The organism is Modestobacter versicolor, assembly GCF_014195485.1.
In the GTDB taxonomy this organism is placed as follows: Bacteria; Actinomycetota; Actinomycetes; order Mycobacteriales; family Geodermatophilaceae; genus Modestobacter; species Modestobacter versicolor.
In genome coordinates, this window is the sequence record NZ_JACIBU010000001.1 from 3,129,360 (window position 1) to 3,154,010 (window position 24,651).

Annotated in this window: 25 protein-coding genes and 1 tRNA gene; 12 read left to right on the forward strand and 14 right to left on the reverse strand. The window is 75.8% G+C overall.

Features of this window, described 5'->3' with window-relative positions; all coding sequences use genetic code 11:
• Positions 1-4: 4 nt before the first annotated feature.
• Positions 5-433, forward strand: coding sequence for a winged helix-turn-helix transcriptional regulator (locus FHX36_RS15285; RefSeq protein ID WP_258373061.1), 429 nt, complete (start codon positions 5-7; stop codon positions 431-433).
• A gap of 4 nt (positions 434-437) precedes the next feature.
• Here FHX36_RS15285 and FHX36_RS15290 read toward each other — a convergent pair whose 3' ends face one another.
• Genes FHX36_RS15290 through efeU form a run of 4 tightly spaced genes read right to left on the reverse strand, consistent with a single transcriptional unit; the run spans position 438 to position 5,151 of the window.
• Positions 438-1,802, reverse strand: coding sequence for an NAD(P)/FAD-dependent oxidoreductase (locus FHX36_RS15290; protein ID WP_183513872.1), 1,365 nt, complete (start codon positions 1,800-1,802; stop codon positions 438-440).
• 38 nt (positions 1,803-1,840) lie between these two features.
• Positions 1,841-3,118 (reverse strand): iron uptake transporter deferrochelatase/peroxidase subunit, encoded by a 1,278-nt coding sequence (gene efeB, locus FHX36_RS15295; RefSeq protein WP_110552728.1) that lies wholly within the window; start codon positions 3,116-3,118, stop codon positions 1,841-1,843.
• A gap of 13 nt (positions 3,119-3,131) precedes the next feature.
• Positions 3,132-4,280: an iron uptake system protein EfeO gene (efeO, locus tag FHX36_RS15300; protein ID WP_110552729.1), complete on the reverse strand. Its 1,149-nt coding sequence runs from the start codon at positions 4,278-4,280 to the stop codon at positions 3,132-3,134.
• Entirely contained in the window at positions 4,261-5,151 is an 891-nt protein-coding gene (gene efeU / locus FHX36_RS15305; RefSeq protein WP_110552730.1) for an iron uptake transporter permease EfeU, read from the reverse strand. Before efeU ends, efeO begins: the two co-directional genes overlap by 20 nt.
• Before the next feature lie 207 nt (positions 5,152-5,358).
• On the opposite strand from efeU, the gene FHX36_RS15310 reads away from it, so the two are divergent.
• Together FHX36_RS15310 and FHX36_RS15315 are read left to right on the forward strand one after the other, a co-directional pair.
• Entirely contained in the window at positions 5,359-6,219 is an 861-nt protein-coding gene (locus tag FHX36_RS15310) for a 3-hydroxyacyl-CoA dehydrogenase family protein (protein WP_110552731.1), read from the forward strand.
• Between the two features lie 10 nt (positions 6,220-6,229).
• The gene (locus tag FHX36_RS15315) at positions 6,230-7,009 is read left to right on the forward strand and encodes an enoyl-CoA hydratase-related protein (protein ID WP_110552732.1); all 780 of its coding nucleotides are present in this window, start codon (positions 6,230-6,232) and stop codon (positions 7,007-7,009) included.
• Between the two features lie 36 nt (positions 7,010-7,045).
• On the opposite strand, the gene FHX36_RS15320 is transcribed toward FHX36_RS15315, so the two are convergent.
• Entirely contained in the window at positions 7,046-7,942 is an 897-nt protein-coding gene (locus FHX36_RS15320; RefSeq protein ID WP_110552733.1) for a DUF4394 domain-containing protein, read from the reverse strand.
• A 140-nt stretch (positions 7,943-8,082) separates the two neighbouring features.
• Complete coding sequence (locus FHX36_RS15325) at positions 8,083-8,301, reverse strand: hypothetical protein (protein WP_110552734.1); 219 nt, start codon at positions 8,299-8,301, stop codon at positions 8,083-8,085.
• 141 nt (positions 8,302-8,442) lie between these two features.
• Between FHX36_RS15325 and FHX36_RS15330 the strand changes: the two genes are divergently transcribed.
• Complete coding sequence (locus FHX36_RS15330) at positions 8,443-9,081, forward strand: MBL fold metallo-hydrolase (RefSeq protein WP_110552735.1); 639 nt, start codon at positions 8,443-8,445, stop codon at positions 9,079-9,081.
• Here FHX36_RS15330 and FHX36_RS15335 read toward each other — a convergent pair.
• The gene (locus tag FHX36_RS15335) at positions 9,042-10,889 is read right to left on the reverse strand and encodes an EAL domain-containing protein (protein WP_343056630.1); all 1,848 of its coding nucleotides are present in this window, start codon (positions 10,887-10,889) and stop codon (positions 9,042-9,044) included. The two genes, FHX36_RS15330 and FHX36_RS15335, sit on opposite strands and share 40 nt — an antisense overlap.
• 129 nt (positions 10,890-11,018) lie before the next feature.
• On the opposite strand from FHX36_RS15335, the gene FHX36_RS15340 reads away from it, so the two are divergent.
• Positions 11,019-12,149 carry a GAF domain-containing protein gene (locus FHX36_RS15340; protein WP_183513873.1) on the forward strand — a complete coding sequence of 377 codons (1,131 nt, stop codon included), beginning with the start codon at positions 11,019-11,021 and terminating at the stop codon, positions 12,147-12,149.
• A gap of 9 nt (positions 12,150-12,158) precedes the next feature.
• Here FHX36_RS15340 and FHX36_RS15345 read toward each other — a convergent pair whose 3' ends face one another.
• Entirely contained in the window at positions 12,159-12,899 is a 741-nt protein-coding gene (locus FHX36_RS15345; protein WP_110553205.1) for a GntR family transcriptional regulator, read from the reverse strand.
• 84 nt (positions 12,900-12,983) lie between these two features.
• On the opposite strand from FHX36_RS15345, the gene FHX36_RS15350 reads away from it, so the two are divergent.
• Positions 12,984-14,012, forward strand: coding sequence for an ATP-dependent 6-phosphofructokinase (locus FHX36_RS15350; RefSeq protein WP_110553206.1), 1,029 nt, complete (start codon positions 12,984-12,986; stop codon positions 14,010-14,012).
• A gap of 73 nt (positions 14,013-14,085) precedes the next feature.
• Here FHX36_RS15350 and FHX36_RS15355 read toward each other — a convergent pair whose 3' ends face one another.
• On the reverse strand, positions 14,086-15,285 hold the full coding sequence (locus tag FHX36_RS15355; protein ID WP_220036016.1) for a metallophosphoesterase: 1,200 nt from the start codon (positions 15,283-15,285) through the stop codon (positions 14,086-14,088).
• A gap of 25 nt (positions 15,286-15,310) precedes the next feature.
• Complete coding sequence (locus tag FHX36_RS15360) at positions 15,311-16,912, reverse strand: CYTH and CHAD domain-containing protein (protein ID WP_110553207.1); 1,602 nt, start codon at positions 16,910-16,912, stop codon at positions 15,311-15,313.
• Positions 16,913-17,038: 126 nt separating this feature from the next.
• Between FHX36_RS15360 and FHX36_RS15365 the strand changes: the two genes are divergently transcribed.
• Positions 17,039-18,007, forward strand: coding sequence for an endonuclease/exonuclease/phosphatase family protein (locus FHX36_RS15365; RefSeq protein WP_110553208.1), 969 nt, complete (start codon positions 17,039-17,041; stop codon positions 18,005-18,007).
• Between the two features lie 169 nt (positions 18,008-18,176).
• Here FHX36_RS15365 and FHX36_RS15370 read toward each other — a convergent pair whose 3' ends face one another.
• Genes FHX36_RS15370 through FHX36_RS15380 form a run of 3 tightly spaced genes read right to left on the reverse strand, consistent with a single transcriptional unit; the run spans position 18,177 to position 20,057 of the window.
• Complete coding sequence (locus FHX36_RS15370) at positions 18,177-18,392, reverse strand: RNA-binding S4 domain-containing protein (protein WP_110553209.1); 216 nt, start codon at positions 18,390-18,392, stop codon at positions 18,177-18,179.
• Positions 18,393-18,411: 19 nt separating this feature from the next.
• Positions 18,412-19,140, reverse strand: a complete 729-nt coding sequence (locus FHX36_RS15375; RefSeq protein WP_258372893.1) for an MOSC domain-containing protein — start codon at positions 19,138-19,140, stop codon at positions 18,412-18,414.
• Positions 19,137-20,057, reverse strand: coding sequence for an aldose epimerase family protein (locus FHX36_RS15380; protein WP_183513874.1), 921 nt, complete (start codon positions 20,055-20,057; stop codon positions 19,137-19,139). Before FHX36_RS15380 ends, FHX36_RS15375 begins: the two co-directional genes overlap by 4 nt.
• Before the next feature lie 148 nt (positions 20,058-20,205).
• On the opposite strand from FHX36_RS15380, the gene FHX36_RS15385 reads away from it, so the two are divergent.
• Both FHX36_RS15385 and FHX36_RS15390 read left to right on the forward strand, forming a co-directional pair.
• Positions 20,206-20,733 carry a DUF1707 SHOCT-like domain-containing protein gene (locus FHX36_RS15385; protein WP_110553034.1) on the forward strand — a complete coding sequence of 176 codons (528 nt, stop codon included), beginning with the start codon at positions 20,206-20,208 and terminating at the stop codon, positions 20,731-20,733.
• Positions 20,730-21,479, forward strand: a complete 750-nt coding sequence (locus tag FHX36_RS15390; RefSeq protein ID WP_110553035.1) for a CBS domain-containing protein — start codon at positions 20,730-20,732, stop codon at positions 21,477-21,479. The genes FHX36_RS15385 and FHX36_RS15390 overlap by 4 nt, the downstream gene beginning before the upstream one ends.
• A gap of 107 nt (positions 21,480-21,586) precedes the next feature.
• On the opposite strand, the gene FHX36_RS15395 is transcribed toward FHX36_RS15390, so the two are convergent.
• A tRNA-Leu gene (locus tag FHX36_RS15395) sits at positions 21,587-21,669 on the reverse strand.
• A gap of 233 nt (positions 21,670-21,902) precedes the next feature.
• Between FHX36_RS15395 and FHX36_RS15400 the strand changes: the two genes are divergently transcribed.
• The 3 genes from FHX36_RS15400 to FHX36_RS15410 are packed head-to-tail and all read left to right on the forward strand — an operon-like array spanning position 21,903 to position 24,626.
• Positions 21,903-22,712 (forward strand): FHA domain-containing protein, encoded by an 810-nt coding sequence (locus FHX36_RS15400; protein WP_110553036.1) that lies wholly within the window; start codon positions 21,903-21,905, stop codon positions 22,710-22,712.
• 34 nt (positions 22,713-22,746) lie between these two features.
• Positions 22,747-23,208 carry an FHA domain-containing protein FhaB/FipA gene (locus FHX36_RS15405; RefSeq protein WP_110553037.1) on the forward strand — a complete coding sequence of 154 codons (462 nt, stop codon included), beginning with the start codon at positions 22,747-22,749 and terminating at the stop codon, positions 23,206-23,208.
• The gene (locus FHX36_RS15410; protein ID WP_110553038.1) at positions 23,205-24,626 is read left to right on the forward strand and encodes a PP2C family protein-serine/threonine phosphatase; all 1,422 of its coding nucleotides are present in this window, start codon (positions 23,205-23,207) and stop codon (positions 24,624-24,626) included. Before FHX36_RS15405 ends, FHX36_RS15410 begins: the two co-directional genes overlap by 4 nt.
• Positions 24,627-24,651: the final 25 nt, after the last annotated feature.

A 24,651-nucleotide genomic window follows, 5' to 3' on the forward strand; every position in this document is an offset into this window, starting at 1 on the left:
GCTGGTGTCGGAGCTGCCCGGACGCTTCTGCTCGATCGCCGCCGCCCTGGAGGTGGTCGGCGACCGCTGGTCGCTGCTCGCCGTCCGCGAGGTGTCGCTGGGCAACCACCGGTTCAGCGAGATCCTCGCCGGCACCGGCGCCCCCCGGGACCGGCTCTCCGCCCGGCTCAAGGCGCTGGTCGAGGCCGAGGTGCTGGAGCGGCGGCAGTACTCCGACGCGCCCCCGCGGTTCGACTACCACCTGACGCCGGCCGGCAAGGACCTCCTGCCGGTGCTCCGCTCGCTGATGGCCTGGGGCGACCGCTGGGCGGTGGAGACCCCGCCGGTGACGCTGCTGCACCACGACCACGAGCTGCAGGCGACGACCACCTGCGCGGCCTGCGGCGAGCGGGTCCGCGGCGCCGACGTGCACCGGCGGTCCAACACCGCCTGACCGGTCAGCTCGCCGGCGGCCCGTAGATCCCGGTGCCCTGAGCGGCGGCGAGCCGCGCGTCCTCCGGCCGGACGACGTCGAGCTGGGTGCTCTCCGGCGGCAGCACCGCCTGCCACAGCCAGTCGGTCGCCACCCGCAGCCGGTTGGCCATCGCCGGCAGGGCGTACAGGTGGTAGGCGCGGGTCACGAACTTGGCCAGCGGCCCGGTCAGCGGCACCCCGAGCGGCTTGGCGACGGCGTCCCGGCCGCCCAGGTCGGCGACCAGGCCGAGGTCGCGGTGCCGGTAGGGCCTCGCGGTGCCCACCCCCAGGCTGGCGGCGATGTTCCGGCCCAGCGCCGTGCCCTGCCGCTGGGCGTGCTGCGCGGTCGGCGGGGTGTCCGGCGGGGTCGCCGCGGGCAGCGCCGCGGCGAGGTCGGGCACGGCGGCGGCGTCGCCGGCCGCCCAGACGTGCGGCACCCCGGGCACCGAGAGGTCGGCGTCGACGACGACCCGGCCCTTGCGGGTGGGTAGGTCGAGCCCGGCGACCAGCGGGCTGGGCGCCACCCCGGCGCCCCACACCAGCGTCCGGGTGGCGACGACGGTGCCGTCGGTGAGGGTGACGCTGCGCGCGTCGGCCGACGCCACGCTCACCCCGAGCCGGACGTCGACGCCGCGGTCGTGCAGCAGGTCCAGGGCGAGGCGGCCGAGCTCCGGGCCGAGCTCGGGCAGCACCGTCGGGGCCACGTCGACCAGGATCCAGCGGATGTCCTCGGTGCCGGTGCGGTTCCAGCGGCGCTCGATCGTGCGCAGCCAGCGCTGGGTCTGGGCGACGAACTCCGTCCCGGTGTAGCCGGCCCCGACCGCGACGACGGTGAGCCGTTCCCGGCGCCGGGCGCGGCCCTCCTCGGTGTCCGGCTCGGCGTCGGCCGCGTCCAGCTGGTGCATCAGGTGGTCGCGCAGGTAGACCGCCTCGACCAGCGTCTTCAGCCCGCGGGCATGCTCGGCGACACCGGGGATGTCGAACTGCCGGGTGACCGAACCCGGCACCAGCACCAGCCGGTCCCAGTGCTCCTGGTGCACCTCCCGCGGGCCGGAGGCCGGCGCGGAGGTCACCGTCACGGTGCGGGCGGCCAGGTCGGCGCCGGTGACGTGGCCGAGCACCAGCCGCACCCGCGGCAGCGCGCGCCGCAGCGAGACGGCGATGTGCCGGGCCTCGATGACACCGGTCGCCACCTCGGGCAGCAGCGGGCTGTAGAGCAGGTAGTCGGTGGGGTTCACCAGCACCAGCTCGGCCTGCTCGGGCGCCAGGTGCCGGTGCAGGTGGCGCAGTGCGTAGAACCCGGCGAACCCGCCGCCGACGACCACGATGCGGGGAGTGCCCTCAGCCATGGTGACCAGCCTGGCCACCGGGCACCCGTCCCGTCCAGTCAGGAGAAGAGCGCGCGACCCCACCAGTCGTCGTCCCCGGTGACGCCCGGCGGGCAGGCGAACACCGCCGAGGAGGTGTGCTGGATGTACTCGTTCATCGCGTCCGTGCGCAGGTTCCGCTGCACCTGCACGAAGCCGGTCTCCGGGTTCCGCTGGTAGGCGATGAAGAACAGCCCGGCGGCCAGCCGGCCCAGCCCGTCGGAGCCGTCGACGAAGCTGTAGCCGCGCCGCAGGATCGCCGTCCCGGAGTTGGTCGGGTGGGCGAGGAAGACGTGCGAGGTGGGCGGGACGGCGAACTCGCCGTCGACCTGCTTGGTGAAGTCGACCGGGTCGAACTCCGCCCGCTGGCCCAGCGGCGCCCCCGCCTTCTTGGTGCGGCCGATGGTGGCCTCCTGCTCGGCCAGCGTCGAGGTGTCCCACGGCTCGATCCGCATCCGGATCTTGCGGGTCACCACGTAGGAACCGCCGGCCAGCCAGTCCGCGCCCGGGTCGCCGTCGGCCACCCAGACGAACTGGTCCAGCGCCTTCGGGCTCTCGGCCTTGAGGTTGTCGGTGCCGTCCTTGAAGCCGAACAGGTTCCGCGGGGTGGCCTGCGCGCTGGAGGTGGACGACGTCCGGCCGAAGCCCAGCTGCGACCAGCGGACGCTGACCACGCCCGCCCCCAGCCGGACCAGGTTGCGGATGGCGTGCACCGCGACCTGCGGGTCGTTGGCGCAGGCCTGCACGCACAGGTCGCCGCCGCTGATCGCCTCGTCGATGGCGTCGCCGGGGAAGCTCGGCAGCGGGGCCAGCGGCGCCGGCCGGCGCGCGGCCAGCCCGAAGCGGTCGACGCCGTCGGCGGTCGTGAACAGCGTCGGCCCGAAGCCGACGGTCAGGGTCAGCCCGCTGGCGGGCAGGCCCAGCGCCTCACCGGTGTCGTCGGGGACGTCGTACTGCCCGCCGCCGACCGCGCCGACCTCGCCGGCGTCCTGCCCCGCGGTCATCCGCCGGGCGGCCGCCGTCCACGCCTGCAGCACCTCGACCAGCTCGGCGCGGTCGTCGGTGATGACGTCGAAGGCGACGAAGTGCAGCCGGTCCTGCGCCGGGGTGACGATCCCGGCCTGGTGCGCGCCGGTGAACGGGACCGCGTCGTCGGCGGCGGCGCCGGCCGGGGCGGCCGGCTCCTCGGCCGTGGCCCGCCCGATGACCCCGCCGGCGGCACCGGCGGCGATGACGCCGGCGGTGCCGGCGCCGGCGAGGCCGAAGAAGCGGCGGCGGGACAGACCGTCAGTGCTCATGCAGGCTCAGGACTCACTCTCCGGCGACGACCGAGGCCACCTGGCTGACCGACTCGGTCAGGGCGGTGATGCTGTCGCTCAGGCCGCGCAGCTGCTCTTCGGTCAGCTGGTCGTAGAGGGTCCAACCGTCGCCCGATCGGTACTGTTCCAGCTCCGCCTCGGTCGCGGCGAACCGCTCGTCGATCTCGGCGACCAGGTCGGCGTCGTTCTCCTCCAGGTAGGGGCGGAGCGCCTGGACGGCGGCCTCGGAGCCCTCGAGGTTGGCGGCGAAGTCCCAGAGGTCGGTGTGCGAGTACCGGTCCTCCTCGCCGGTGATCTTCCCGGTGGCGATCTCGTCGAGCAGCGCCTTGGCACCGTTGGCCAGCTGCAGCGGGTCGAGGGTGACGTCGTTGGCCAGCGCCACGATCTCCTCGACGTCGGCCTTCAGCTGGTCGGCGTAGGGGCCCATGTCGGAGACGTCGCCGGTCTCCCACAGCGCCTTCTCGATCCGGTGGAACCCGGTGAAGTCCTCACCCTCGGCCTGGTCGCCCTCGCGGCCGTCGATGATCGGGTCGAGGTCGCCGAAGATCTCCGCGACCGGCTCGATCCGCTCCCAGTAGGTGCGCGAGACCGGGAAGAGCGCCTTGGCGCCCTCGATGTCGCCGGCCTTGACCGCGTCGGTGAAGGCGGTGGTCTGCTCCAGCAGCGCGCCGGTCTGCGACTGCACGTAGCGCTGGTAGTCGACCCCGGCCTGGGCGAGCGTCTCGTCCTCGGACAGCGTGGAGGCCTCGCCGGAGACGGTGAGGTCAGAGCGGATGCCGTCGCCGACCATGCCCGGCTTGCAGGCGGTCTCGTACTCGCCGGCCGGCAGCTCGACCCGCAGCTCGCGGGCGACGCCCGGGGCGATGTTCTCCACCTCGCCCATCACCCGGTCGCCGTCGGCGTAGACGTAGAACTCCGTCACCTTGCTGCCGGAGTTGGTGACGGTGAACTGGTGCACGCCGGCGTCCAGCTCGGTGGTGGCGACGTCGCAGGCGTCGTCGCTGGCGGCCACCGCGATGTCGTCGGCGGCAGCCGACGAGCCGCCGGAGGAGGGGTCGTCACCGCCGCAGGCGGCCAGGGTGACGGCGGTCAGCCCGGTGAGGGTGGCGAGGGCGAGGCGCTTACGCGCGGGCTTGGACATGCGGGGTGTTCTCCGAGACGACGTCAGGGGCCGGCGCCGGGGCGGCGGCCGGGGTCGAGCGGGTGCGGGCGGGGAGCAGGAACAGCACGAGCACCGGCACCAGGTACGCCAGCCAGGCGACCGTCTCCAGCACGCTGGGCTGCGGGGTGATGTTGAACAGCCCGGCGGCCAGCGCGCCGTACCAGCTGGTGGGGTCCAGCCAGCCGCTGGCGTCGAAGGCGAGGGTGGACAGGCCGGGCAGGACGCCGGCCTCCTGGAAGTCGTGCACCGCGTACTTGAAGATCCCGGCGGCGACCAGCACGAGCAGGGCGCCGCTGACCATGAAGAAGCGGGAGAGGTTGATCCGGATCGCCCCGGCGTACAGGCCGACGCCCACGACGACCGCGGTCAGCAGGCCGGCACCCAGCCCGAGCAGCGGGGAAGACGAGGTGGCGCCCTGGGCGGAGGCGAAGAAGAGCAGCGTCGTCTCCAGGCCCTCGCGGGCGACGGAGAGGAAGGCGATGCCGACGACCGCGCCGACCCCGAGGCCGATCGCGCCGTCCAGCCGGCCGCGCAGCTCACCGGAGAGCCGGCGGGCGGTGCGGCGCATCCAGAACACCATCCAGGTGACCAGCGCGACGGCGAGCACCGAGGTGATCGCGTCGAACAGCTCCTGGCCGGGGCCGCCGAGCACCGTCGTGGAGACGTAGCTGAGCGCCCAGCCGAACCCGATCGAGAGCGCGGCGGCCGCGCCCACACCGGCCCAGACCGGCAGCAGGTGCTGGCGGCGGCCGGTCTTCACCAGGTAGGCCACGAGCACGCTGACGATGAGGACCATCTCCAGGCCCTCACGCAGACCGATGAGGTAGCTGGCGGTGAACACCGGCCCCATGGCTGCACCTCCGGACACAGCAGGATCCCTGCGTCCGGTGACGAAGGGCAGGCTCACCTTAGGCGCGCGATCCGGTTGCGTACACACCGGGTGACCGGGACCACTCATCGGTCCCCGGCCCGCGCTCCGGCGCCGGCCCCTGCTCGGCATGATGGCGGCAGGTCCGGCGGGCGACGGTGCCCGGCGGGGAACCGAGGAGACGATGAGATGAGCGACGTCCCGGACCGGGTGGGGGTCATCGGCGGCGGCCGGATGGGCGCCGGCATCGCGCAGGCCTTCCTCCTCGCCGGCGCCCGGGTGGAGGTCGTCGAGGCCGGCGACGAGGCCGCGGAGGCCGCCCGCGGCCGGGTGGCCGAGGGCCTCGAGGAGTCCGCCCGACGCGGGAAGCTCACCGGCGACGTCGCCGACGTGCTGGCCCGGCTCTCGCTGGTCGACTCCCCGGCGCAGCTGGCCGGCGGCACCGGCCTGGTGGTCGAGGCCGTGCCGGAGTGGGCCGACCTGAAGGTCGCCGTGCTCACCGCCGCCGAGGCGGTGCTGGGGCCGGACGCCGTGCTGGCGACGAACACCTCGTCGCTGTCGATCACCGAGCTCGCGGCGGCGCTGCAGCGGCCGGCCCGGTTCCTCGGCATGCACTTCTTCAACCCGGTGCCGGCGTCGAAGCTGGTCGAGGTGGTGGTCGCCCCGGAGACCGCCGAGGACGTCGTCACGGCCACCCGGGGCTGGGTGCGCGCGCTGGGCAAGACCGACGTCGTGGTGCGCGACTCCCCCGGCTTCGCCTCCTCCCGGCTGGGCGTGCTGCTCGGCCTGGAGGCGATCCGGATGCTCGAGGAGGGCGTCGCCGACGCCGAGGCGATCGACGCGGCGATGGAGCTGGGCTACCGGCACCCGATGGGCCCGCTGCGCTCCACCGACCTGGTCGGGCTGGACGTGCGGCTGGCCATCGCCGAGCACCTGGCCGGCACGCTGGGCGAACGGTTCAGCCCACCGCAGCTGCTGCGTGACAAGGTGGCGGCCGGGGAGCTGGGCCGCAAGACCGGCCGCGGCTTCCACGACTACGCCCAGGACTGAGAGGACGACGATGTCCGAGCCCACCGTCACCCGCAGCGACGCCGGCGGGGTCGCGACGCTGACCCTGCAGCGCCCCGCGCTCTCCCACCAGCTGCGCACCGAGCTGATGGACCACGTGCAGGCGGTGGCCGCGGACGGGTCGGTGCGCGCCGTGCTGCTCACCGGCAGCGGCCGGGCCTTCTGCGTGGGGCAGGACCTCGCCGAGCACGTCGAGGTGCTCCGCGGGAACGCGGAGAGCTCCCTGTCGGTGGTCGAGGCCGAGTACAACCCGCTGATCCGGGCGCTGGCCGCGCTCCGGGTGCCGCTCGTGGTCGGCATCAACGGCGCCTGCGCCGGCGCCGGGATGGGCATCGCGCTCGCCGGTGACCTGCGGGTGGCGGCGGCCGGGGCGAAGTTCACCACCGCGTTCGCCGGCATCGGGCTGTCCAGCGACTCGGCGCTGGCCTCCCGGCTGGTGCACTGCGTCGGCGGGTCGCGGGCCACCGAGCTGCTGCTGTTCCCCGAGCCGTTCACCGCCGAGATGGCCGGCCACTGGGGGCTGGTGCACCGGGTGGTGCCGCCGGAGCAGGTGCTGGCCGAGTCGCAGGCGCTGGCCGCCCGGCTCGCGACCGGACCGACGCTGGCCTACCGGGCGATCAAGACCGTGCTGGCCACCGCCGCGACCGACTCGCTGGAGGACACCCTGGCGCTGGAGGCGAGCCTGCAGACCGAGCTGGGTGGGAGCGCCGACCACCGCGAGGCGGTGGAGGCGTTCCTGGCCAAGCGCCCCGCGGAGTTCACCGGCAGGTGACGCCCGGCGTTCCACGTGGAACGCCGGGCGGTCGGCTCAGAGCTGGCCGGGCACGAGGGCGATGTCGCTCACCTGCCGGTCGCGCGGGAAGGTGCCCTCCGGCGTGACCCGGCCGGTCAGCAGGGAGACCTCGTAGAGGCCGTAGCGACCACCCACCTGCAGCACCAGGTAGGGGAAGAGCTCGACCGCGCTGCCCCGGCGGACCTCGCTGTAGATGTCGAAGCCGGCGTCACCGGTGGCGTCCACGCCGAGCTTGCCGGTGGCGGCGAGCAGGCCGGCGTTGGCCGGGGACTGGATCACGACCTGGTCCAGCACCGTGTCGACGTCGAAGAGGGTCGTGGCCGTGGCCGGGTCCGCGTCGTTGTTGGTGTACGCGGCACCGGTGACCCCGGTGGCCGTCGTCGGCGTGGTGGCCGGCGGGGCAGCCGGGTAGCTCAGCACGCCGTCGGTCGACGTGCCGCCCTGCGCGCCCACGTCGTGCCGCAGGTTCTGGCCGGCGTCGCTGACGATCCGCAGCCGGTCGACGACCGGGTTGAAGTCGATGTCGAAGGCGGTGCCGGAGAGCGCGACGCTGAGCTGGGAGACCTTGGTGGCCGTGGCCCCGGCGATCGTGTAGACCCCGCCCTTGTCGCCGACGCCGTAGAGCAGGCCGTTGGCCGGGCGGTGGTCGATGCCGACGAGCCGGCCGTCACCGACCAGGCCCTGCACGACGCCCAGGTCGCGGGCCCGCTCCGGGCGATCGGTGTCGAAGGAGACGAGCCGCTTCCCGTCGGGGGTCAGGCCGATCGCGGCCAGGTTCTCCCCGTCGTGCCGGCCGTCCGAGGACTGCCCCCCACGCGGGGCGTCGCCGTCGGCGAGGGCCGCCGGGGCGGTGGCCGCCATGAACCCGAGCACGGCTGCTCCGGCGATGATGCGGGTGCGCTTCGAGGACATGGCTGACTCCGTCGTCTGGCAGGTGCCGGAGGTGGACGCTGCGTCCGTCCGGCGCGGGGCCGGGAGGGCCCTGCGACGAGGAGTACGGGGCTCCGCCGCCCGGCGTTCACACCGGGCGGCGGGTCCGTCTCAGTCCCCGGTCAGCGGGCCTGGGTGGTGCAGGCCGGGCAGACGTCGGTGCCGGTGGCCGGCCACGCCCGCTCGGTGCTGACGCGGGCCAGCGACCCGCAGACGGTGAGCTCGCAGGCGCCGTCCAGGTCGGCGACGGTCCGGTGCACCTCGACGGCGTGCCACAGGGCAGCCGTCGGGCCGTGCGCGCGGCTGCGGGCGGCGACGAAGGTGGTGGTGGTCGTGGTCACACCCTGGTTGTCGGCACCGCCGGCGTGCCTGGACAGCCGTCCGGCAGTGCCTCACCCGTCCGGGTCACGCCCCCGGGTCCACCCGCATCCCCGCCGCCGTGGCACCGTGCCGGTGTCGTCCCGCTCCCCGAGGAGGCCCCGGTGCAGCTCACCAAGCACGGCCACGCCTGTGTCGTCCTGTCCGACGGAGACCGCCGGCTGGTGGTCGACCCCGGCGCCTTCACCGCCGACGACGCCTGGGCCGGCGCCACGGCCCTGCTGGTCACCCACGAGCACGTCGACCACTTCGTCCCGGACAAGGTGCGCGCCGCGCTCTTCGCCGACCCCGCGCTGGAGCTGTGGACGAACAGCTCGGTGGCCGAGCAGCTCGCCGGCCTGGGCTCCCGGGTGCACGTGGTCGGCGACGGCGACCGCTTCACCGCCGCCGGGTTCGACGTCACGGTGCACGGCGAGTGGCACGCGGTCATCCACCCGGAGATCCCGCGGGTGCGCAACGTCGGCTTCCTGGTCGAGGGGCGGGTCTTCCACCCGGGCGACGCCCTCACGGTGCCCGACGTCGCCGTCCCGACCCTGCTGCTGCCCGCGCACGCGCCGTGGTCGAAGACCGGCGAGCTGATCGACTACCTGCGGGCGGTGGAGGCCCAGCGGGCGGTGGCGGTGCACGACGGCCTGCTCAACGACACCGGCCTGACGCTGCTCCGGGGGCTGTTCGGCGAGCGCGGCCCCGGGCAGCCCACCCCCTACGCGCGCCTGGCCCCCGGGGAGTCGATCGACGTCTGACCCCGGTGGCCGTCGGCGGTGCGCCGGGTCCCCAGCTCGGCCAGCCGCGCCTCGTAGTCGCGGCAGCGGTCCCGCTCGGTGGCCAGCGCCCGCTCCGCCTCGACCCGCGCCGAGACGTCGGTCTGGATGCCGATGTACTGGACGACGGCGCCCGAGGCGTCGGTGACCGGGGTGAGCGAGCAGTCGTTCCACCAGGTGCTGCCCTCGGCCCGCAGGTTGAGCAGCACCTCCTGGACCGGCTCCCCCGCCGCGACGGCCGCCCGGATCCGCCCGACGGCAGCGGGGTCGGTGTCGGCGCCCTGCAGGAAGCGGCAGTTGCGGCCGAGCACCTCGCGCGCCCGGAAGCCGGACAGCTGCTCGAACGCCGGGTTGACGTAGACCAGCGGCTGGTCGGGCAGCCGCAGGTCGACGATGGTGACGCCCGACCCCACGGCGGCCAGCGCCCGTTCCAGCAGCGCCTCGCCGGGGTGGCCGGCCCCGCTGCCGGCGAGCAGCTGCCGCGCGGCGGCGACCGCCGGGGCCGAGGACGGCGCGGCTCCCGCCTCGGCGCCGCTGCGCGGGGCGACCCGGGACAGCAGCGCGTGCGCGGCCCGGACGACGGTGTCCCGCTCGTAGGTCAGCGCGAAGGCGAACCGGCGGTCCATGTCCGGGCCGTCGTCACCGAGGTCGCGGGCCAGCAGCGCCGCGCTGAAGTGCGGGCTCAGCACGACGATGTCCCACTCGCCGCGCACCGGGTCGTCGGGCGCGAGGTGGGCGCCGCGGAGCCCGGGCAGCGGCTCGACCGGCAGGTCCTCACCCAGGGCGGCGACGAAGCCGACCCGCTCGACCAGGTCGCGGTAGCGCTGCCGGGTCGCCGGGGTGACGTGCCGCGCCTCCTGGAAGGCGGCGGCGACGACGCAGGTCTCGCCCAGCCGCATGGCCTGGCGCTCCAGCTGCTTGCTCAGCTCGATCAGCAGCGCCTTGGGCGCCTCCCGCACCGCCACCTCAGACGGCAGGCAGGCGAACGGCGAGATCATCGCCGCGTCGGCGTCCGACGGCCGGGCGTCGGGCAGCCGCAGCGCGCCGGTCCGCTGGCCGGGGACCGCGCCCGGGCCGGGGCGGCCGAACAGCCAGCCCTGGCCGAGGGTAGCGCCCAGCGCCCGCGCCATCGTCAGGTGCCGGCCGTCCTCGATGCCCGCGGCGAGCACCACGGCACCGGTCGACTCCGCGTAGGCGTTGACCGCGTTCATGATCTCGGCGATGGCCGGACCGGGGCGTTCCTGCACCAGCCGCAGGTCGAGCTTCACCACGTCGGGGCGCAGCAGCGGCATGAAGGCCAGCGACAGCGACTCGGCGCCCACGTCGTCCAGCGCGACGGCCCAGCCCAGCTCGCGCACCCGGGCCACCGTGCGCAGCAGCTCGGCCGGCCGGGCGGCCAGCGCCCGTTCGGTGATCTCCAGGACCACCTGCAGGCCGTCGGGGAAGCGGTCGGCGGGGTCGAACATCGCCGCCAGCGGGGCGTCGTCCAGCGCGTCGGGCTCGACGTTGACGAAGACGGTGAGCGGGGCGAGCAGGCCCTGGTCGACGGCGCCACGCAGCGCGGCGGCCCGGCAGGCCTGGTCCAGCTCGGTCAGGCAGCCCTCGGCGCGGGCGGCGGCGAACAGCGCGTCGGGCGAGCGCAACACGCCCTCGGGCCCCCGCGCGAGGGCCTCGTAGGCGACCACCCGGCCGCTGTCCAGCTCGACGATCGGCTGGAACACGCTGGTCACCGCGCCGTCCCGGATCGCGGTGCGGGCCGCCGACGCGGGTGCGTCCTGGATCTCCTCCACGTCGCCCCCATCGGACCCGGGCACCCCGCTCTGGAGTCTGACAGCATCCAGGTGACACCAACGGGTGAACGCCCGCGAGCGGAGCCCCCGCGGCGCCCACCGCACGAGCACGGACTGGGGGCGACGACCATGCAGAGCACCGGCTGGGAGCTGCCCACCTGGGCCCCGCTGCCGGCGCGCCCGGACCCGGACTTCGACGAGCTGGCGCGGCGGCTGGCCGCCGAGCTGCAGGTCCACCGCGCGCTCGTGGTGCTCGTGTCCAAGGGCGGCCAGGTGTACCCGGGCGCGTACGGGCTGCCCGAGCCCTGGGAGTCCCGCCGGTCGATGCCGCTCGCCCAGTCGATGAGCCTGCGGGTCGTCGCCTCCGGCACGCCGTTGGTGCTGCGCGACGCCCGGCTGGACCCCGATCTCGCCGACCGCGTGGGGGTCCGCGAGCTGGCTGTGGTCGCCTACGCCGCCGTGCCGCTCACCGACGTCCACGGCCACCCGATCGGCGTCCTCTCGGTCTCCGACGAGCGGCCCCGCGACTGGACGGCGGCCGAGCTGGCCGCGCTGCGGCTGGCGGCCGCCGAGGCCAGCCGGCGGCTGCAGTTCCGGGCGCTGGAGCTGGCCGAGCGCGAGGCGGCCGCCGCCGCGGCACGGGCCGACGATGCAGCGCGCAAGGCAGCCGCCGCCGCGCAGCGGGCCTTCGTCGAGGCCGAGGCGGCCGCCGACCGGGCGCGGGTGGTGGCCCGGCTCAGCCAGGAGCTGGTGCCCGCCGAGAGCCTGCTGGACGTGCTGCGGGCCGTCGACCGGTTCCTGCGGTCGCCGCTGGGCGCGGTGGTCGCGCTGCTCGGGGTCTCCGAGGCCGGCTGCGACGACCTGCAGGTCTGGGCGCTGGCGGCGGGCGCCCCGCCGTCCAACACGCCGCGGGCCGGCCTGCAGCTCACCGACGCGCACCCGCTGGCCGCGGCCGTGCGGGAGCGCCGGCCGGTGCCGGTGACCAGCCGCGCCGCGGGCGAGGCGGAGTACGCGGGCCTGGTGCGGGCACCGACGGGTGGTGCGCAGACCTCGCTGTCGGTGCCGATGGTGCTGGGTCAGCACAGCGCGTCCGGCGGCCTGCTGGTGGGCTGGGGGCTGCCCCGGGAGGTCGACGCGCCGCTCGAGGAGGTCGTCGTCGACCTGGCCCGGCACGTGGGTCACGCGCTGGACCGGGTGCTGCTGCGCGACCAGCGCCTCGCCCTGGGGGCGCCCTCGGCACCGCTGTCGGTGCCGGCCTGACCGGTGGGGTCAGCGACCGCCGACGGAGACCTCGAACTCGACCTGGCTGACGTCGGGCCGCAGCCGGGAGAAGCTGTGCACCAGCGGGTGGCCGGCGCTGTCGCGCACCGTCGTCCGGACGACCAGCAGCGGCGACCCGGCGATGACGTCGAGGATCTCCGCCTCGTCGGCGGCCGCCGTGCCGACGTCGACGACCAGCCGGGCGTGGGCGAGGTCGGCCTGGTACTCGCGGCGGAGGAACTCGTACAGCGACCCGTGGCCGAAGTCCTCGGTGGCCGCCTTCGGGTACCGGTCGGCGGCGAGGAAGCTGCGCACCACGTGGTTGGGCAGGCCGTCGACGCTGCGCAGCCGGACCAGCTCGACCACGTCGTCGGCGGTGCCGATGGTCAGCTCGGCGGCGATCGGCGGCGCGGCCGGGACGACGCGCTGGGCGAGCACCGTGGTGCCGACCTGGGCGCCCTGCTCGGTCATCACCGAGTGGAACCCGGCGATCCGGTGCACGAAGCTCTCGCGGTACTCGTGGCGGATGCCCGGGCGGCTGACGAACGTGCCACGGCCCTGCTCGCGGACCAGGTGACCGTCGGCGACCAGCCCGTCGACCGCCCGGCGCAGGGTGATCCGGCTGACGCCGTACTCGGCGCACAGCACCGGTTCCGGGGGGAGGAGGGTGTGCTCGGGCAGCGCGGACGCGCGACGCCGCAGCGCCTCACGGACGGCGAGGTACTTGGGCCCCGCCTCGACAGTCGCCACGCCCAGAAAGGTACTGCACCAGGAGACGTCTATACGTCATGACGTACGGTTCAGCTGCCCGACCCCCCTTTCGGAGGAGAGCACGTGCACATCGGAGTGCTGACCGGCGGCGGCGACTGCCCCGGCCTCAACGCCGTCCTGCGGGCCGTCGTCCGCACCGCGGAGAAGGAGTACGGCAGCACCGTCGTCGGCTTCCGGAACGGCTGGCGCGGCCTGCTCGAGGACGACGCCATGGTGCTCGACCGGCCCGTGGTCAACGGGCTGCTGACCCGCGGCGGCACCGTGCTGGGCTCGGCCCGGGTGGCGCCGCAGAAGCTGCGGGACGGGCTGGGCCGGATGCGCGAGGTGCTCGACGCCCACGGGGTCGACGCGCTGCTGCCCATCGGCGGCGAGGGGACGCTGACCGCAGCGGCCTGGCTGGCGTCGGAGGGCGTGCCGGTGATCGGCATCCCGAAGACCATCGACAACGACATCCACGGCACCGACCTGACCTTCGGCTTCGACACCGCGGTCAGCATCGCGACCGACCTGATCGACCGGCTGCACACCACCGCCGAGTCGCACCAGCGGGTGCTGCTGGTCGAGGTCATGGGCCGGCACGCCGGCTGGATCGCGCTGAACGCCGGGCTCGCCTCCGGGGCGCACCTGACCATCACCCCCGAGGAGCCCTTCGACATCGAGGAGGTGTGCCGGCTGGTGACCGCCCGGTTCGACCGGGGCCACCGGCACGTCATCGGGGTGGTCAGCGAGGGCGCCACGCCCAAGCCCGGCACCATGCCGCTGCGCGACGGCGGGCTGGACGAGTTCGGCCACCGGCGGTTCACCGGCGTCGCCCAGCAGCTGGGCGAGGAGCTGGAGCGGCGCACCGGCAAGGAGGTGCGGACGACGGTGCTCGGCCACGTGCAGCGCGGCGGCACCCCGACCTCCTTCGACCGGGTGCTGGCCACCCGGTTCGGCCTGCACGCGGCGATCGCCGCCCACGAGGGCCGGTTCGGTCAGATGGTGGCCCTGCACGGCACCGAGATCGGGCTGGTGCCGCTCGCCGACGCCGTCGCCGAGCTGAAGACGGTGCCCAAGACCCGGCTCGCGGAGACCACCGCCTTCACCGGCTGACGAAGGACCCCCTTGCCCCCCACCACTCGCAAGCTCGCGGCGGGGCCCTGCAAGGGGGCCGGGACGGGGGCCGTCAGCGGCGGGGGCGGACCGGGTCGCCGGGCTGGAGCTCGATGACGGTGACCTCCGGGCGCGCGCCCACCCGCATCGGCGGCCCCCAGTAGCCGGCGCCGGCGGTGACGTAGAGCTGGGTGTCGCCCTGCTGCGACCAGCCCTCGACGGCCGGCTGGTCGAGCAGCACGGCGTAGTCGAAGGGCCACAGCTGCCCGCCGTGGGTGTGCCCCGACAGCTGGAGGTCGACCCCGGCCGCCCGGGCCTGCTCGACCTGCACCGGCTGGTGGGCCAGCAGGACGACGGGGACGTCGTCGTCCCGGCCGTCCAGCGCGGCGTCCAGGTCGGCGCCGTGCCCGGGCAGGCCGGAGGCGGCGGCGGTGCGGTCGTCGATGCCGGCCAGGTCGAACGACGCCCCACCCCGGCGGATCGGCACCCGCTCGTTGCGCAGCACGTCGATGCCCAGGGTCGGCAGGTGCGCCAGCCACCCCGCGGTGTCGACGAAGTACTCGTGGTTGCCGGTGACGAAGAAGACGCCCTGGTCGCTGACCAGGTCGGCCAGCGGGGCAGCGTCCTCGCGCAGCTCCTCGACGTCGCCGTCGACCAGGTCGCCGACGATCGCGACCACGTCGGGCCGCTGGGCGTTCACCGTCTCGACCAGCCGCTCGAACCGGCGGCCGCCGTAGGTGGCCGACAGGTGCCCGTCGGAGAAGGTGACGATCCGCAGCCCGGCCAGCGCCGGGTCCAGCCGGGGGATCCGGATGGGCACCCGGCGGACCACCGGCGCGGAGTTGGCCAGCGCCACGCCGGTGCCCGCCACCCCCACGGCCACCACGCCCGCCCCCAGCGCGAGGAAGCGCCGCCGGGAGAGCTGGGTCTCGGCCGCCCGGGCCGCACCCGCCTCCCGGCTGCGGCGGAACAGGCGCAGCGCCACCCGGATCGGCTCGGTCGCCAGCACCGCGAGGAAGAGGTAGAACGCCAGCCCGAGCCAGGTGTAGCCGACCCAGTCCAGCGGCGCGGCGACGCCCATCGGCACCCGGCCCCGCAGCACCACCGCCAGCGTGGGCAGCAGGGCCAGCACGGCGGTGAGCAGGGTCAGGCGCCGCCGGGTGCGGCCGGGCCGGGTGGTGCCGCGGACCAGCCGCCACCACAGGTAGCCGTGCAGCAGCGCCATCGCCAGCAGCACGACGACACCGAAGCCGAGCACCTCGATGAGGGTCACCGGCTGCTCCGCGGGCTCCCTCCGCCTACTTCGTCGACGTCCGGAGCACCGGGCGCAGCTGCGGCCAGCGCAACCAGAACTCGCGCTCGGCCTGCTCGCCCCGGGCCTGCTCCAGGGCGTGCAGCCGGCCCCAGGTCCAGGCGTTCTCCCCGGCGGCGAAGGCCTGCAGCCCCAGCTGGGTGCACAGCGGGCGGGTGACGAACGTGTCCTGCCGGTCGCCGAGCACCTCCTGCACGCCCTTCAGCGCGCTGACCAGCTCCGCGACCGGCCGGCCGAGCACCGGCACGGCCGCCTCGGCGGTGTAGCGCACCCGCTTGGCGGCCTTGCGCACCTCGTGCAGCGCCTCGGGGTCGTCGCTGTCCTGGGCGGCGTCGACCGCGTGCCGCAGCCGCTTGGCGGTGTGCGCCACGACCTCGCGCAGCACCTCGTCGGCGGGCCGGACGGCGTCCTCGGTGAGCGGCGGCTCGGCGACCAGCGCGTCCAGGTCGTCGCGCAGCTGCAGGTACTCCGGGGAGCTGAGCGCCTTGCGCGCCCGCACGTCACCGGCCTGCTCGTCCTTGAGCGCGGCCTGCTGCAGCCGGGCGGCGACCGGGCCGAGCACCAGCTCGACCGGCTGGGCGGCGACCAGCTCGCGCAGGTGGGCCAGCGCGACCTCGGCGTCCCGGGCCGGGGACAGCGCGGTGCCGACCGCGGCCAGCTCCTCGCGCAGCGGGTCGGTCTGCGAGCGGTCGAGCACCGGCCGGAAGGCGGCCAGCGTGCTGCGCAGCCGGCGGCAGGCGACCCGCACCTGGTGCACGCCGTCGGCCTGCCCGGTGCGCACCATCAGGTCGGCGTCCTGCAGCGCCCGCACCTGCAGCTGCAGCGCGGCGCGCACCACCTCGCCGGCCGGCGCGCTGGAGGTCCGGCCCTGCTCGGCCTTCCGCTTCTTGCCCTTCTTCGCCTTCTTGCCCTTCTTCGCGCCCTGCTCCTCGCGGGCCGCGGCCGGCGGGAGCTCGGGGCCGACCACGGCGGCCAGCCGGTCGGCGAGCACCCGGGTCAGCTTGGACGGCGCGTCGGCGGGCTGGGCGCCGGCCGCGACCACGGTCGTCGCCAGCGCGGCCAGCACCTCGTCGTCGCCGTCGACCAGCTCCACCTCGACCTCGCGCCAGACGGTGACGACGGCGGCCTCGCCCGGCTCGGCCGGAAGTGCCGTGCCGGTCACGTGGTCGTCGGCGACCTCGGCCAGCACGCGGCCCTCGGCGTCGACGAGCTCGGTGACCACCCGGCGGGTGCGCAGCAGCGCCACCTGCCCGGTGGGCGCGCGGCGCACGATGCCCAGCACCGGCTCCAGGACCGCCTTCGGCGGGGTCTTCGCGGCCCGGCCCAGCGGGGAGTGCAGCTCCCGGCGGGCACCGGCCACCGGTGGCAGCTTCACGTGCCACCCGGCGTCGGCGCCCCCGGTGCGGCGCCGCAGCGTCACCTTGGCGCGGGCCAGCCGCAGGTCGGCGGTGTCGTAGTAGGCGGCCTCCAGCTGGTGCTCGACCGGCTCGCGGACCTCCGCCACGCCCGGCACCCCGGTCAGGTCGGGGAGCACGAACGTCTCGTCGACGTCGAACTTCCGCTCGATCTCCAGATGCTGCACAGCCACGCGTCCACTCCTCGTCCATGGGCCGTTCACCTCAGCCCGTCGGTCCAGGGTCTACCCGACGGAGATGAACAGCCACGTGGGAGCGCGCGTCGCGGGCCGCACAGCCGGGGTCGGCAGGATGGCGGCGTGCTCCTCTCCCGTCGCGCTGCCCTGGCCCTCGCCCTCCCCTGGGCCGGCTGGGCGGCCGCCCGCGCGGCCGGTGCCGACCGCGGCTTCCCGCTGGTGCCGGCGATGGCGTTCACCCGGTACGCGGCCGGCACCAGCGTCCTGCCGGTGGCCGTCGCGGCGCTGACCCGCTCCCGGGCCGCGGCGCTGGTCGGCGGCGGAGCAGCGGCCGTGCTGGCCGGGTCCGTCCTCGGGCCCACCGTGCTCGCCGGCACCCGCCGGACCGTGGACGCCGGACCGCAGGGCCGCCCGCTGCGCGTGGTGACGCTCAACATGCTGCACGGGCGGGCCGACCCGGCCGCCGTCGTCGCGCTCGCCCGCGGCACGGACGCCGACGTGCTGGCCCTCTCCGAGGTCACCCCGGACGCGGTCACCGCGCTGCTGGGCACCGGCGTCGCCGACCTGCTCCCGCACGCCCACGTCGTGCCGGCCGCGGAGGGCCGACCGCCGGGCGGGGGCGGCGCGCTGTGGACCCGGCTGGAGGTGCTGTCCCGCAGCGTGGTGCCCGGCCGCTTCGGGCAGCCCGCCGTCCGGCTGGCGGTGCCCGGTGGAGCCGACGTCGAGGTGACCGCCGTGCACACCCACCCGCCGTCCCGGTCGACCCGCCACGTCCTCCGCTGGGAGGAGGACCTGCGGCTGCTCCCGGAGCCCGAGGACGACGTGCTCCGGGTGCTGGCCGGCGACTACAACGCGACCCCGGACCACACGGCGTTCCGGCGGCTGCTCCGCCGGGGCTGGGTGGACGCCGCCGCGGCCACCGGGCAGGCGCTGCGCCCGACCTGGTCGCTGGAGCACGCCCGGCTGCCCCGGTTGAGCCTGGACCACGTGCTCGTGGACCCGCGGATCGGCGTGGCCGGCTTCCAGGTGGTGCACGTGCCCGGGAGCGACCACCGGGCCCTCGTCGCCGACCTGCGGCTGCCACCGGGCTGAGCCGGGGAGGAGAGCCCCGGGCGGCGGGTTCCGCACCACCGCCGCCCGGGCCCCTCGGGCATGCCCGCATCGACGCGATGTGCACGCAGGGCGTGTTACGTCTCTGTGAACCGGCGTGTCGCCGCGCGCGGGGTCACGTTCTGCGAACGGGTCCGGACAGCGCGTCGGGTCAGTCGACCCGGACGTCCTCCTGGCCGACCACCGAGACGACGTCACCGCGGTGCAGCTGCCGGCCGCGGCGCTCCTCGGGCTCGCCGTTCACGGTGACGTCGCCGGAGGCGAGGACGTCCTTCACCTGGGCGCCGGAGGGCACGGCGTCGACCAGCTTCAGCAGCTGGCCCAGCCGGATGGACTCCTCGCCGGGACGGATCTCGATGGTGCGCACGTCGTCGATCCTCCCCCGGTCAGGCCGGGGCGACGACGTCGCCCACGGCGAGCTCCCCCGGCCGGGCGACCAGCGCGCCGACCGCCAGCGCCCCGCCGAGCTCCCGGTGGATGGTCTTGAGCACCCCGGTGTCCCGGCCGATGCCGCCGGCCTGCGGCCGGGTGGTCATCACGCAGCGCGGCACCCGCCGGACGACGTCCAGCTCGGCGGTGCCCGCCCGCACCCGGGAGCCGACCAGCGCGTCCTCCCCGGCACCGGCCAGCAGCACGTTGGCCCGGAAGCGCCGCCGGTCCCAGCTGCCCAGCGACCCGGTCGACAGCAGGGTCACCCGGGCGTCGGCGTTGTCGTGGAAGGCGCCGTCGGCTCCGGCGAAGGGGTTCCACCGGCCGCCCTCACCCTGCTCGTCGTCGGCCGGGTCCTCGTAGCGCCGGGCGCCGGAGACCTCGGCGGCCGGGCGCAACGCCACCGGCCGGCCGGCCCAGCCGGAGAGCACCGCGTCGTCGCGGGTGACCGTGCCGTCGGGGAGCACGACCTCGGCCCGCCCGTCGGCCCGCAGCCGGCCGGTCGCGAACAGCAGGTCCGGCACCCGCCGGGCGGTCAGCCCGAAGCCGGTCGCCACGTCGAACAGCGCCCAGCCGCGGTCGCCGGCGATCCCCTCCGGACCCAGCTCGGCGCGGTCCAGGCGCTCGCCCTGCAGCGACTTCACCGGGAACCGCCACAGCTCCAGCACCCGCAGCTCCGCGGTCACGCCGGCGTCCACCCCAGGGTCCAGGTGCCCGACCAGGTCTCCCCCGGCTCCAGCACGACCAGGTCGGCGCCGTCGGCCAGCGCGTTCGGCGGGCAGGTCATCGGCTCGACCGCCAGGCTCCGCCGCTGCTGCCCGGCCGGCAGGGTGTCGCCGGAGAAGACCTGCAGCCACGACCACGACCCGTCGACGGCGAGCTCCAGCGCCCCGGCCGGGCCGCTGAGCCGCACCCTGGCCCAGCCGTCGTCGTCCCGGACCAGGTCGGTCACCGGGTCGTCGAGCCGGCGGTCGCCGATCCGGCCGACGGCGCCGTCGAACGGCCGGTTCTCGCCGGTCGGCAGGCCGCCGTCCACGACCATCGCCGTCCGCGCCGGGACGGTCAGCGACGCGTCGGCCAGCCCGCCGTCGGCGTCGGCGCCCACGTGCAGGTAGGGGTGCATGCCCACGCCGAACGGGGCCGCGGCGTCACCGGCGTTGCGCACCCGCACCGTGACCGTGAGGCGCCCGGGCGCGAGGTCGTAGTCCAGCGCGGCCGCGAGCCGGAACGGGTAGCCGGCCCGGGGCTCGACGACGGCGCCGACGGTCACCCCGGCCGGCCGCTCCGCGAGCACCGCGAACGGCTGCGCCGAGACCAGCCCGTGCACCGCGTTCGGGGAGGCCGGGCTGACCACGTCGAGCTGCAGGTCGCGGCCCGCCCACCGCCAGCTCCCGCCGCGCAGCCGGTTGGGCCAGGGCAGCAGCACGCCACCCCGCCGTCCGGCCGGCACGGTGCCCGAGGCGTAGCCGTCGAGCACGTGCCAGTCGCCGGTGACCAGCTCCCGCAGACCGCCGCCGCGCAGGTCGACGGCGAGCCGGGTGTTCCCCAGCGACACCTCGGCGTCCCGGGGCTCGGTGGGCGGGAAGGGCGGGTCCAGCGGCATGGGTCCTCCTCGGCAGGCTCGCGGACAGCTCACCACAGCGGCCCGCCGCGCGTTCCACGTGGAACCTGGCGAACTGGTGACAGACGTCAGTGGTCCGCGGGGTCCGGCGGCGCCAGACTGGTGCCAGCGACCGACCGAGGAGTCCGGAATGCCCGAGTCCCACCTGCGCGCCTCCGATGCCGACCGTGCCGCGGTCGCCGACGTCCTGGGCGGCCACATGTCCGCCGGCCGGCTCACCGTCGCCGAGTACGACGAGCGGCTGGCCCGCGCCTACGCCGCCCGGACCTACGGGGAGCTGGCCGAGCTGACCGCCGACCTGCCCGCTCCCGCGCCGACGGCCCCGGCGCAGGAGACCGCCCCGGCTCCCGCCCCGGGGGCCTGCGGCGGCCAGGACTGGTCGCGGTACTGGGCGCACGGCTGGTCCGGCGGCTGGACGGGCGGCTGGGCCGGGAGCACCGGCCTGCGCGCCGCCTGGGCCAGCTGGCTGACCACCGCGGTGATCGTGGTGGGCATCTGGGCGCTCAGCTCGGCGGCGTCCGGCGACCTCCTCTACCCCTGGCCGGTCTGGGTGATCGGGCCGTGGGGCGTCGTGCTGCTCGCCCAGTCCCTGGGTGCGGGCCCCGGCCGCGACCGGCAGCCGGCGCTGCACGGCGGGGCACCGCACCGGGACCGATGACCGAGGGCTCCCGGGCCGCGGAGTTCCTGGGGCTGTTCAACGAGGTCGAGCAGCACCTGCGCAGCTCGCTCGGGCGGGCCGACCACGAGTCGTTCAGCAGCCTGGCCAGCGCCTACGCCGAGCGCACCCGCCTGCCGCGCAGCGTGCTGCGCGACCTGGGCACCTTCGCCGAGCTGCGCAACGTGATCAGCCACCAGCGCTACTACGACGGCCGGCCGATCGCCGACCCGGCGCCCGGGGTGCTCGAGCACCTGGGCCAGGTGCGCGACCTGCTGCTGCGGCCGCCGACCGTGCTCAGCGTGCTGGCCGGCCGGGCGGTGGTGTCGGTGCGGGCCGACGACCCGGTCCGCGCGGTGCTGCACCAGGTGCGCACCCTGGACTACTCGCAGTTCCCGGTCTACGACGACGCCGGCTGGGCCGGGCTGGTCACCACCAACGCGATCGCCCGCTGGTTCGCCCGGCAGGTGGACGACGACGAGGTGACCACCGGCGAGGAGCCGGTGGCCGCGGTGCTGGCCTGCGCCGAGGACCAGGACGCCGCCCTGCACGTGCCGCGGACCACCACCGCCGCGGAGGCGATCGAGCTGCTCGGCCGGCCGCTGGCCCACGGGCCCCGGCCGCGGGCGCTGGTGGTCACCGACTCCGGCCGGGAGGGCCAGGCGCCGCTCGGGGTGGTCGTGGACGAGGACCTGTCCGCGCTGCACCGGGCGCTGGACGTCCCCGCCGCGCCGGGCCGCCGGCGCTGAGCCACCGAGCCCGACGGCCGCGCCCGGGACCGACCCCGGACGCGCGAGAGCGCCGGGACCCTGGGGGTCACCGGCGCTCTGGAGCCCTCCGGGGAGGGGACCGCGGGTGGGCAAGGGGGGAGTTGAACCCCCACGTCCTCTCGGACACACGGACCTGAACCGTGCGCGTCTGCCATTCCGCCACTTGCCCTGGCGAGGAAGAACAGTAGCAGCCGGCAACCGGCACCCTGCCCCCACCCCCGCCCCCCGCTCCGGCGCGCCCCGCCACCGCCGGCGCTCCCGCTGGTAGACAGTGCCCGGGACGCCGGACGGACGAAAGTCGTCCGGGGCGTCCTGCGCTTCCCGACCGGTCCGGCGACCCTCCCCCGGTTACGATCAGCGCTCAAGGCAGTGGGAGGTCAGCCGAAACGCGAGGGAGCGACTGTGGGTGTGCTGCAGCGCTTCGAGCGACGCCTCGAGGGCATGGTCGGTCTGGCGTTCGCCCGGGTCTTCAAGGGCAAGGTCCACCCGGCCGAGATCGCGCACGCCCTGCAGCGCGAGGCCGACGAGCAGCGCTCCGTGCTCAGCGGCGGCCGCGTGCTCTCCCCCAACCTGTTCGTGGTGAGCCTCGGCCCGGTCGACTTCGACAACCTGGCCGAGTGGTCCGAGCAGCTGGCCGGCGAGCTCGCCGACATGGTCGCCGAGCACATCGAGGCCGAGGGCTACCAGACCTTCGGCGACATCGAGGTACGCCTGGAGCGCGACGAGGAGCTGCGCACCGGCGTGTTCGAGGTCGCCTCGCACGTGGCCGGCGCCGGGGCCCCGCACCGCGCCGAGCCCGCCGCCCCGCCCGTACCCCCGGCCCCGCCCGGCCTGCCCCCGCTCCCGCCGCTGGCCGGGATGCGCGCGCACGCCACCGACACCGGCGCCCAGGACCCGCCCGTCGTCGGCCGGCCCGGCCAGCGGGTGTCCCACGTCCTGGTCGTCGACGGCCCGGGCACCAAGCACGTCCTGGAGCCGGGCAGCAACGTGCTCGGCCGCGGCACCGAGGCCGACATCCGGCTGCCCGACACCGGGGTGAGCCGCAAGCACGCCGACGTCCAGCTGCACGGCGGCACGGTCACCGTCGAGGACCTGGGCTCCACCAACGGCACGCTGGTCAACGGCCGCCGGGTGGCCAGCCAGGACCTCGCGGACGGCGACGTCATCAGGATCGGCCACTCCGTGCTGGTCTACCGGCAGGACGGCTCGTGATCGAGGCCGCACAGCAGCCGGGGGTGGTCGGCTGATGGCGGAGATCGTCGTCCAGGCCTTCCGCTTCGGGTTCCTGCTGCTGCTGTGGCTGTTCATCTTCGCGGCGTTCCGCGTGGTCCGCGCCGACCTGTTCGGCGGTCGCGCCGGCCGGGTCGCCTCCGTCCCGCCCCGGGCCGCCGCGGCCGGCCGCAAGCGCGGCGCACGCGGCCCCCGCCACCTGGTCGTCACCGCGGGCCCGCTCTCGGGCACCCGCATCACCCTCGGGGAGCAGGCGATCCTGATCGGCCGTGCCGACGACTCCACGCTCGTGCTCACCGACGACTTCGCCTCGTCGCGGCACGCGCGCCTGACCAACCGCACCGGCCAGTGGTACGTCGAGGACCTCGGCTCCACCAACGGCACCTACCTCGACCAGCAGCGCGTGCAGGGCCCGCTGCTGGTCGCCCCCGGCCAGCCGATCCGGATCGGGCAGACCGTGCTGGAGCTGCGCTCATGACACTCGTCCTGCGCTACGCCGCGCGCTCCGACCGCGGCCTCATCCGCGGCACCAACCAGGACTCCGTCTACGCCGGCCCTCGACTGCTCGCCGTCGCCGACGGGATGGGCGGCCACGCCGCCGGCGACGTCGCCAGCAAGGTGGTCATCGCCGCGCTGGAGCACCTGGACGACGACGCCCCCTCCGGCGACCTGCTGCAGGCGCTGCGCCAGGCGGTCTTCGACGGCAGTGAGCACCTGCGCGAGGTCATCCGGGAGGCGCCGCACCTGGAGGGCATGGGTACGACGCTCACCGCCGTCCTCTTCGCCGGCGGCCGGCTGGGGCTGTGCCACGTCGGCGACTCCCGCGCCTACCTGATGCGCGACGGCGAGCTCGCCCAGATCACCCACGACGACACCTTCGTGCAGACGCTGATCGACGACGGCCGGATCACCGAGGAGGAGGCGAACAGCCACCCGCAGCGCTCGCTGCTGCTGCGCGCCCTCAACGGCCAGGACGTCGAGCCCGACCTGTCGATGCGCGACGCCCGCGCCGGCGACCGCTACCTGCTCTGCTCCGACGGTCTCTCCGGCGTCGTGACCTTCGAGACGCTGGCCTCGGCGATGCGCGACCCCGACCCGCAGGCCACCGCCGACCGGCTGATCGAGCTGGCGCTGCGCAGCGGCGGGCCGGACAACATCACCTGCATCGTCGCCGACGTCGTCGAGGACGACGGCCGGGGCGCCCTGATCGAACCGGTGGTCGACGGTGCTGCCGGTGACAACCGCGGCCAGCGGGACGTCGACCCGCGCTCGGCGGCCGGCCGGGCCGCGCTGGCCGACCCGCAGCCGGCGCAGCAGAGCTCGCCGGCGGCCAGCAGCTCCCCGCCGCCGCGCCGTCGCCGGCCGGCCCGCACCGCGCTGATCGCGCTGGCCACCGTCGTCGTCCTGGGCGCCGCCGCGATCGGCACCTACCTGTTCGTGATGGACCACTGGTTCGTCGGGGTGGCCGAGACCGCCGACGGCGACGAGGTCGCGGTGTTCCAGGGGGTCGACGCCTCCATCGTCGGCATCGACCTGTACCGGCTGGACCGGTCCACCGGGCTGGCGACCAGCGACCTCACCCAGGCCGCGCGCAGCCGGGTCTCCGGCGGGATCGACGCCAGCGACCGCGCGGACGCCGAGCGCATCCTGGCCAACCTGCGCGAGCAGCAGCTCGAGCCGTGCCGGCCCGCGTCGAGCACCGCCGCCAGCACGACCTCCGCCGCCCCCTCGGGCGCGACCACCCCGGCACCGGCCCCCGGCGCACCGACCACCGCCGCCGACCCGGCCGCCACCGGTGCCCCCACCCCTCCCGCACCGACGACGACGGGCTCGACGACGAGCACGGGGCGGTCCAGCTCCGGTGAGCCGGGAGTGGACTGCCGGGAGGCCGACTGATGGCCGGCCGCCTGATGACCCCCCG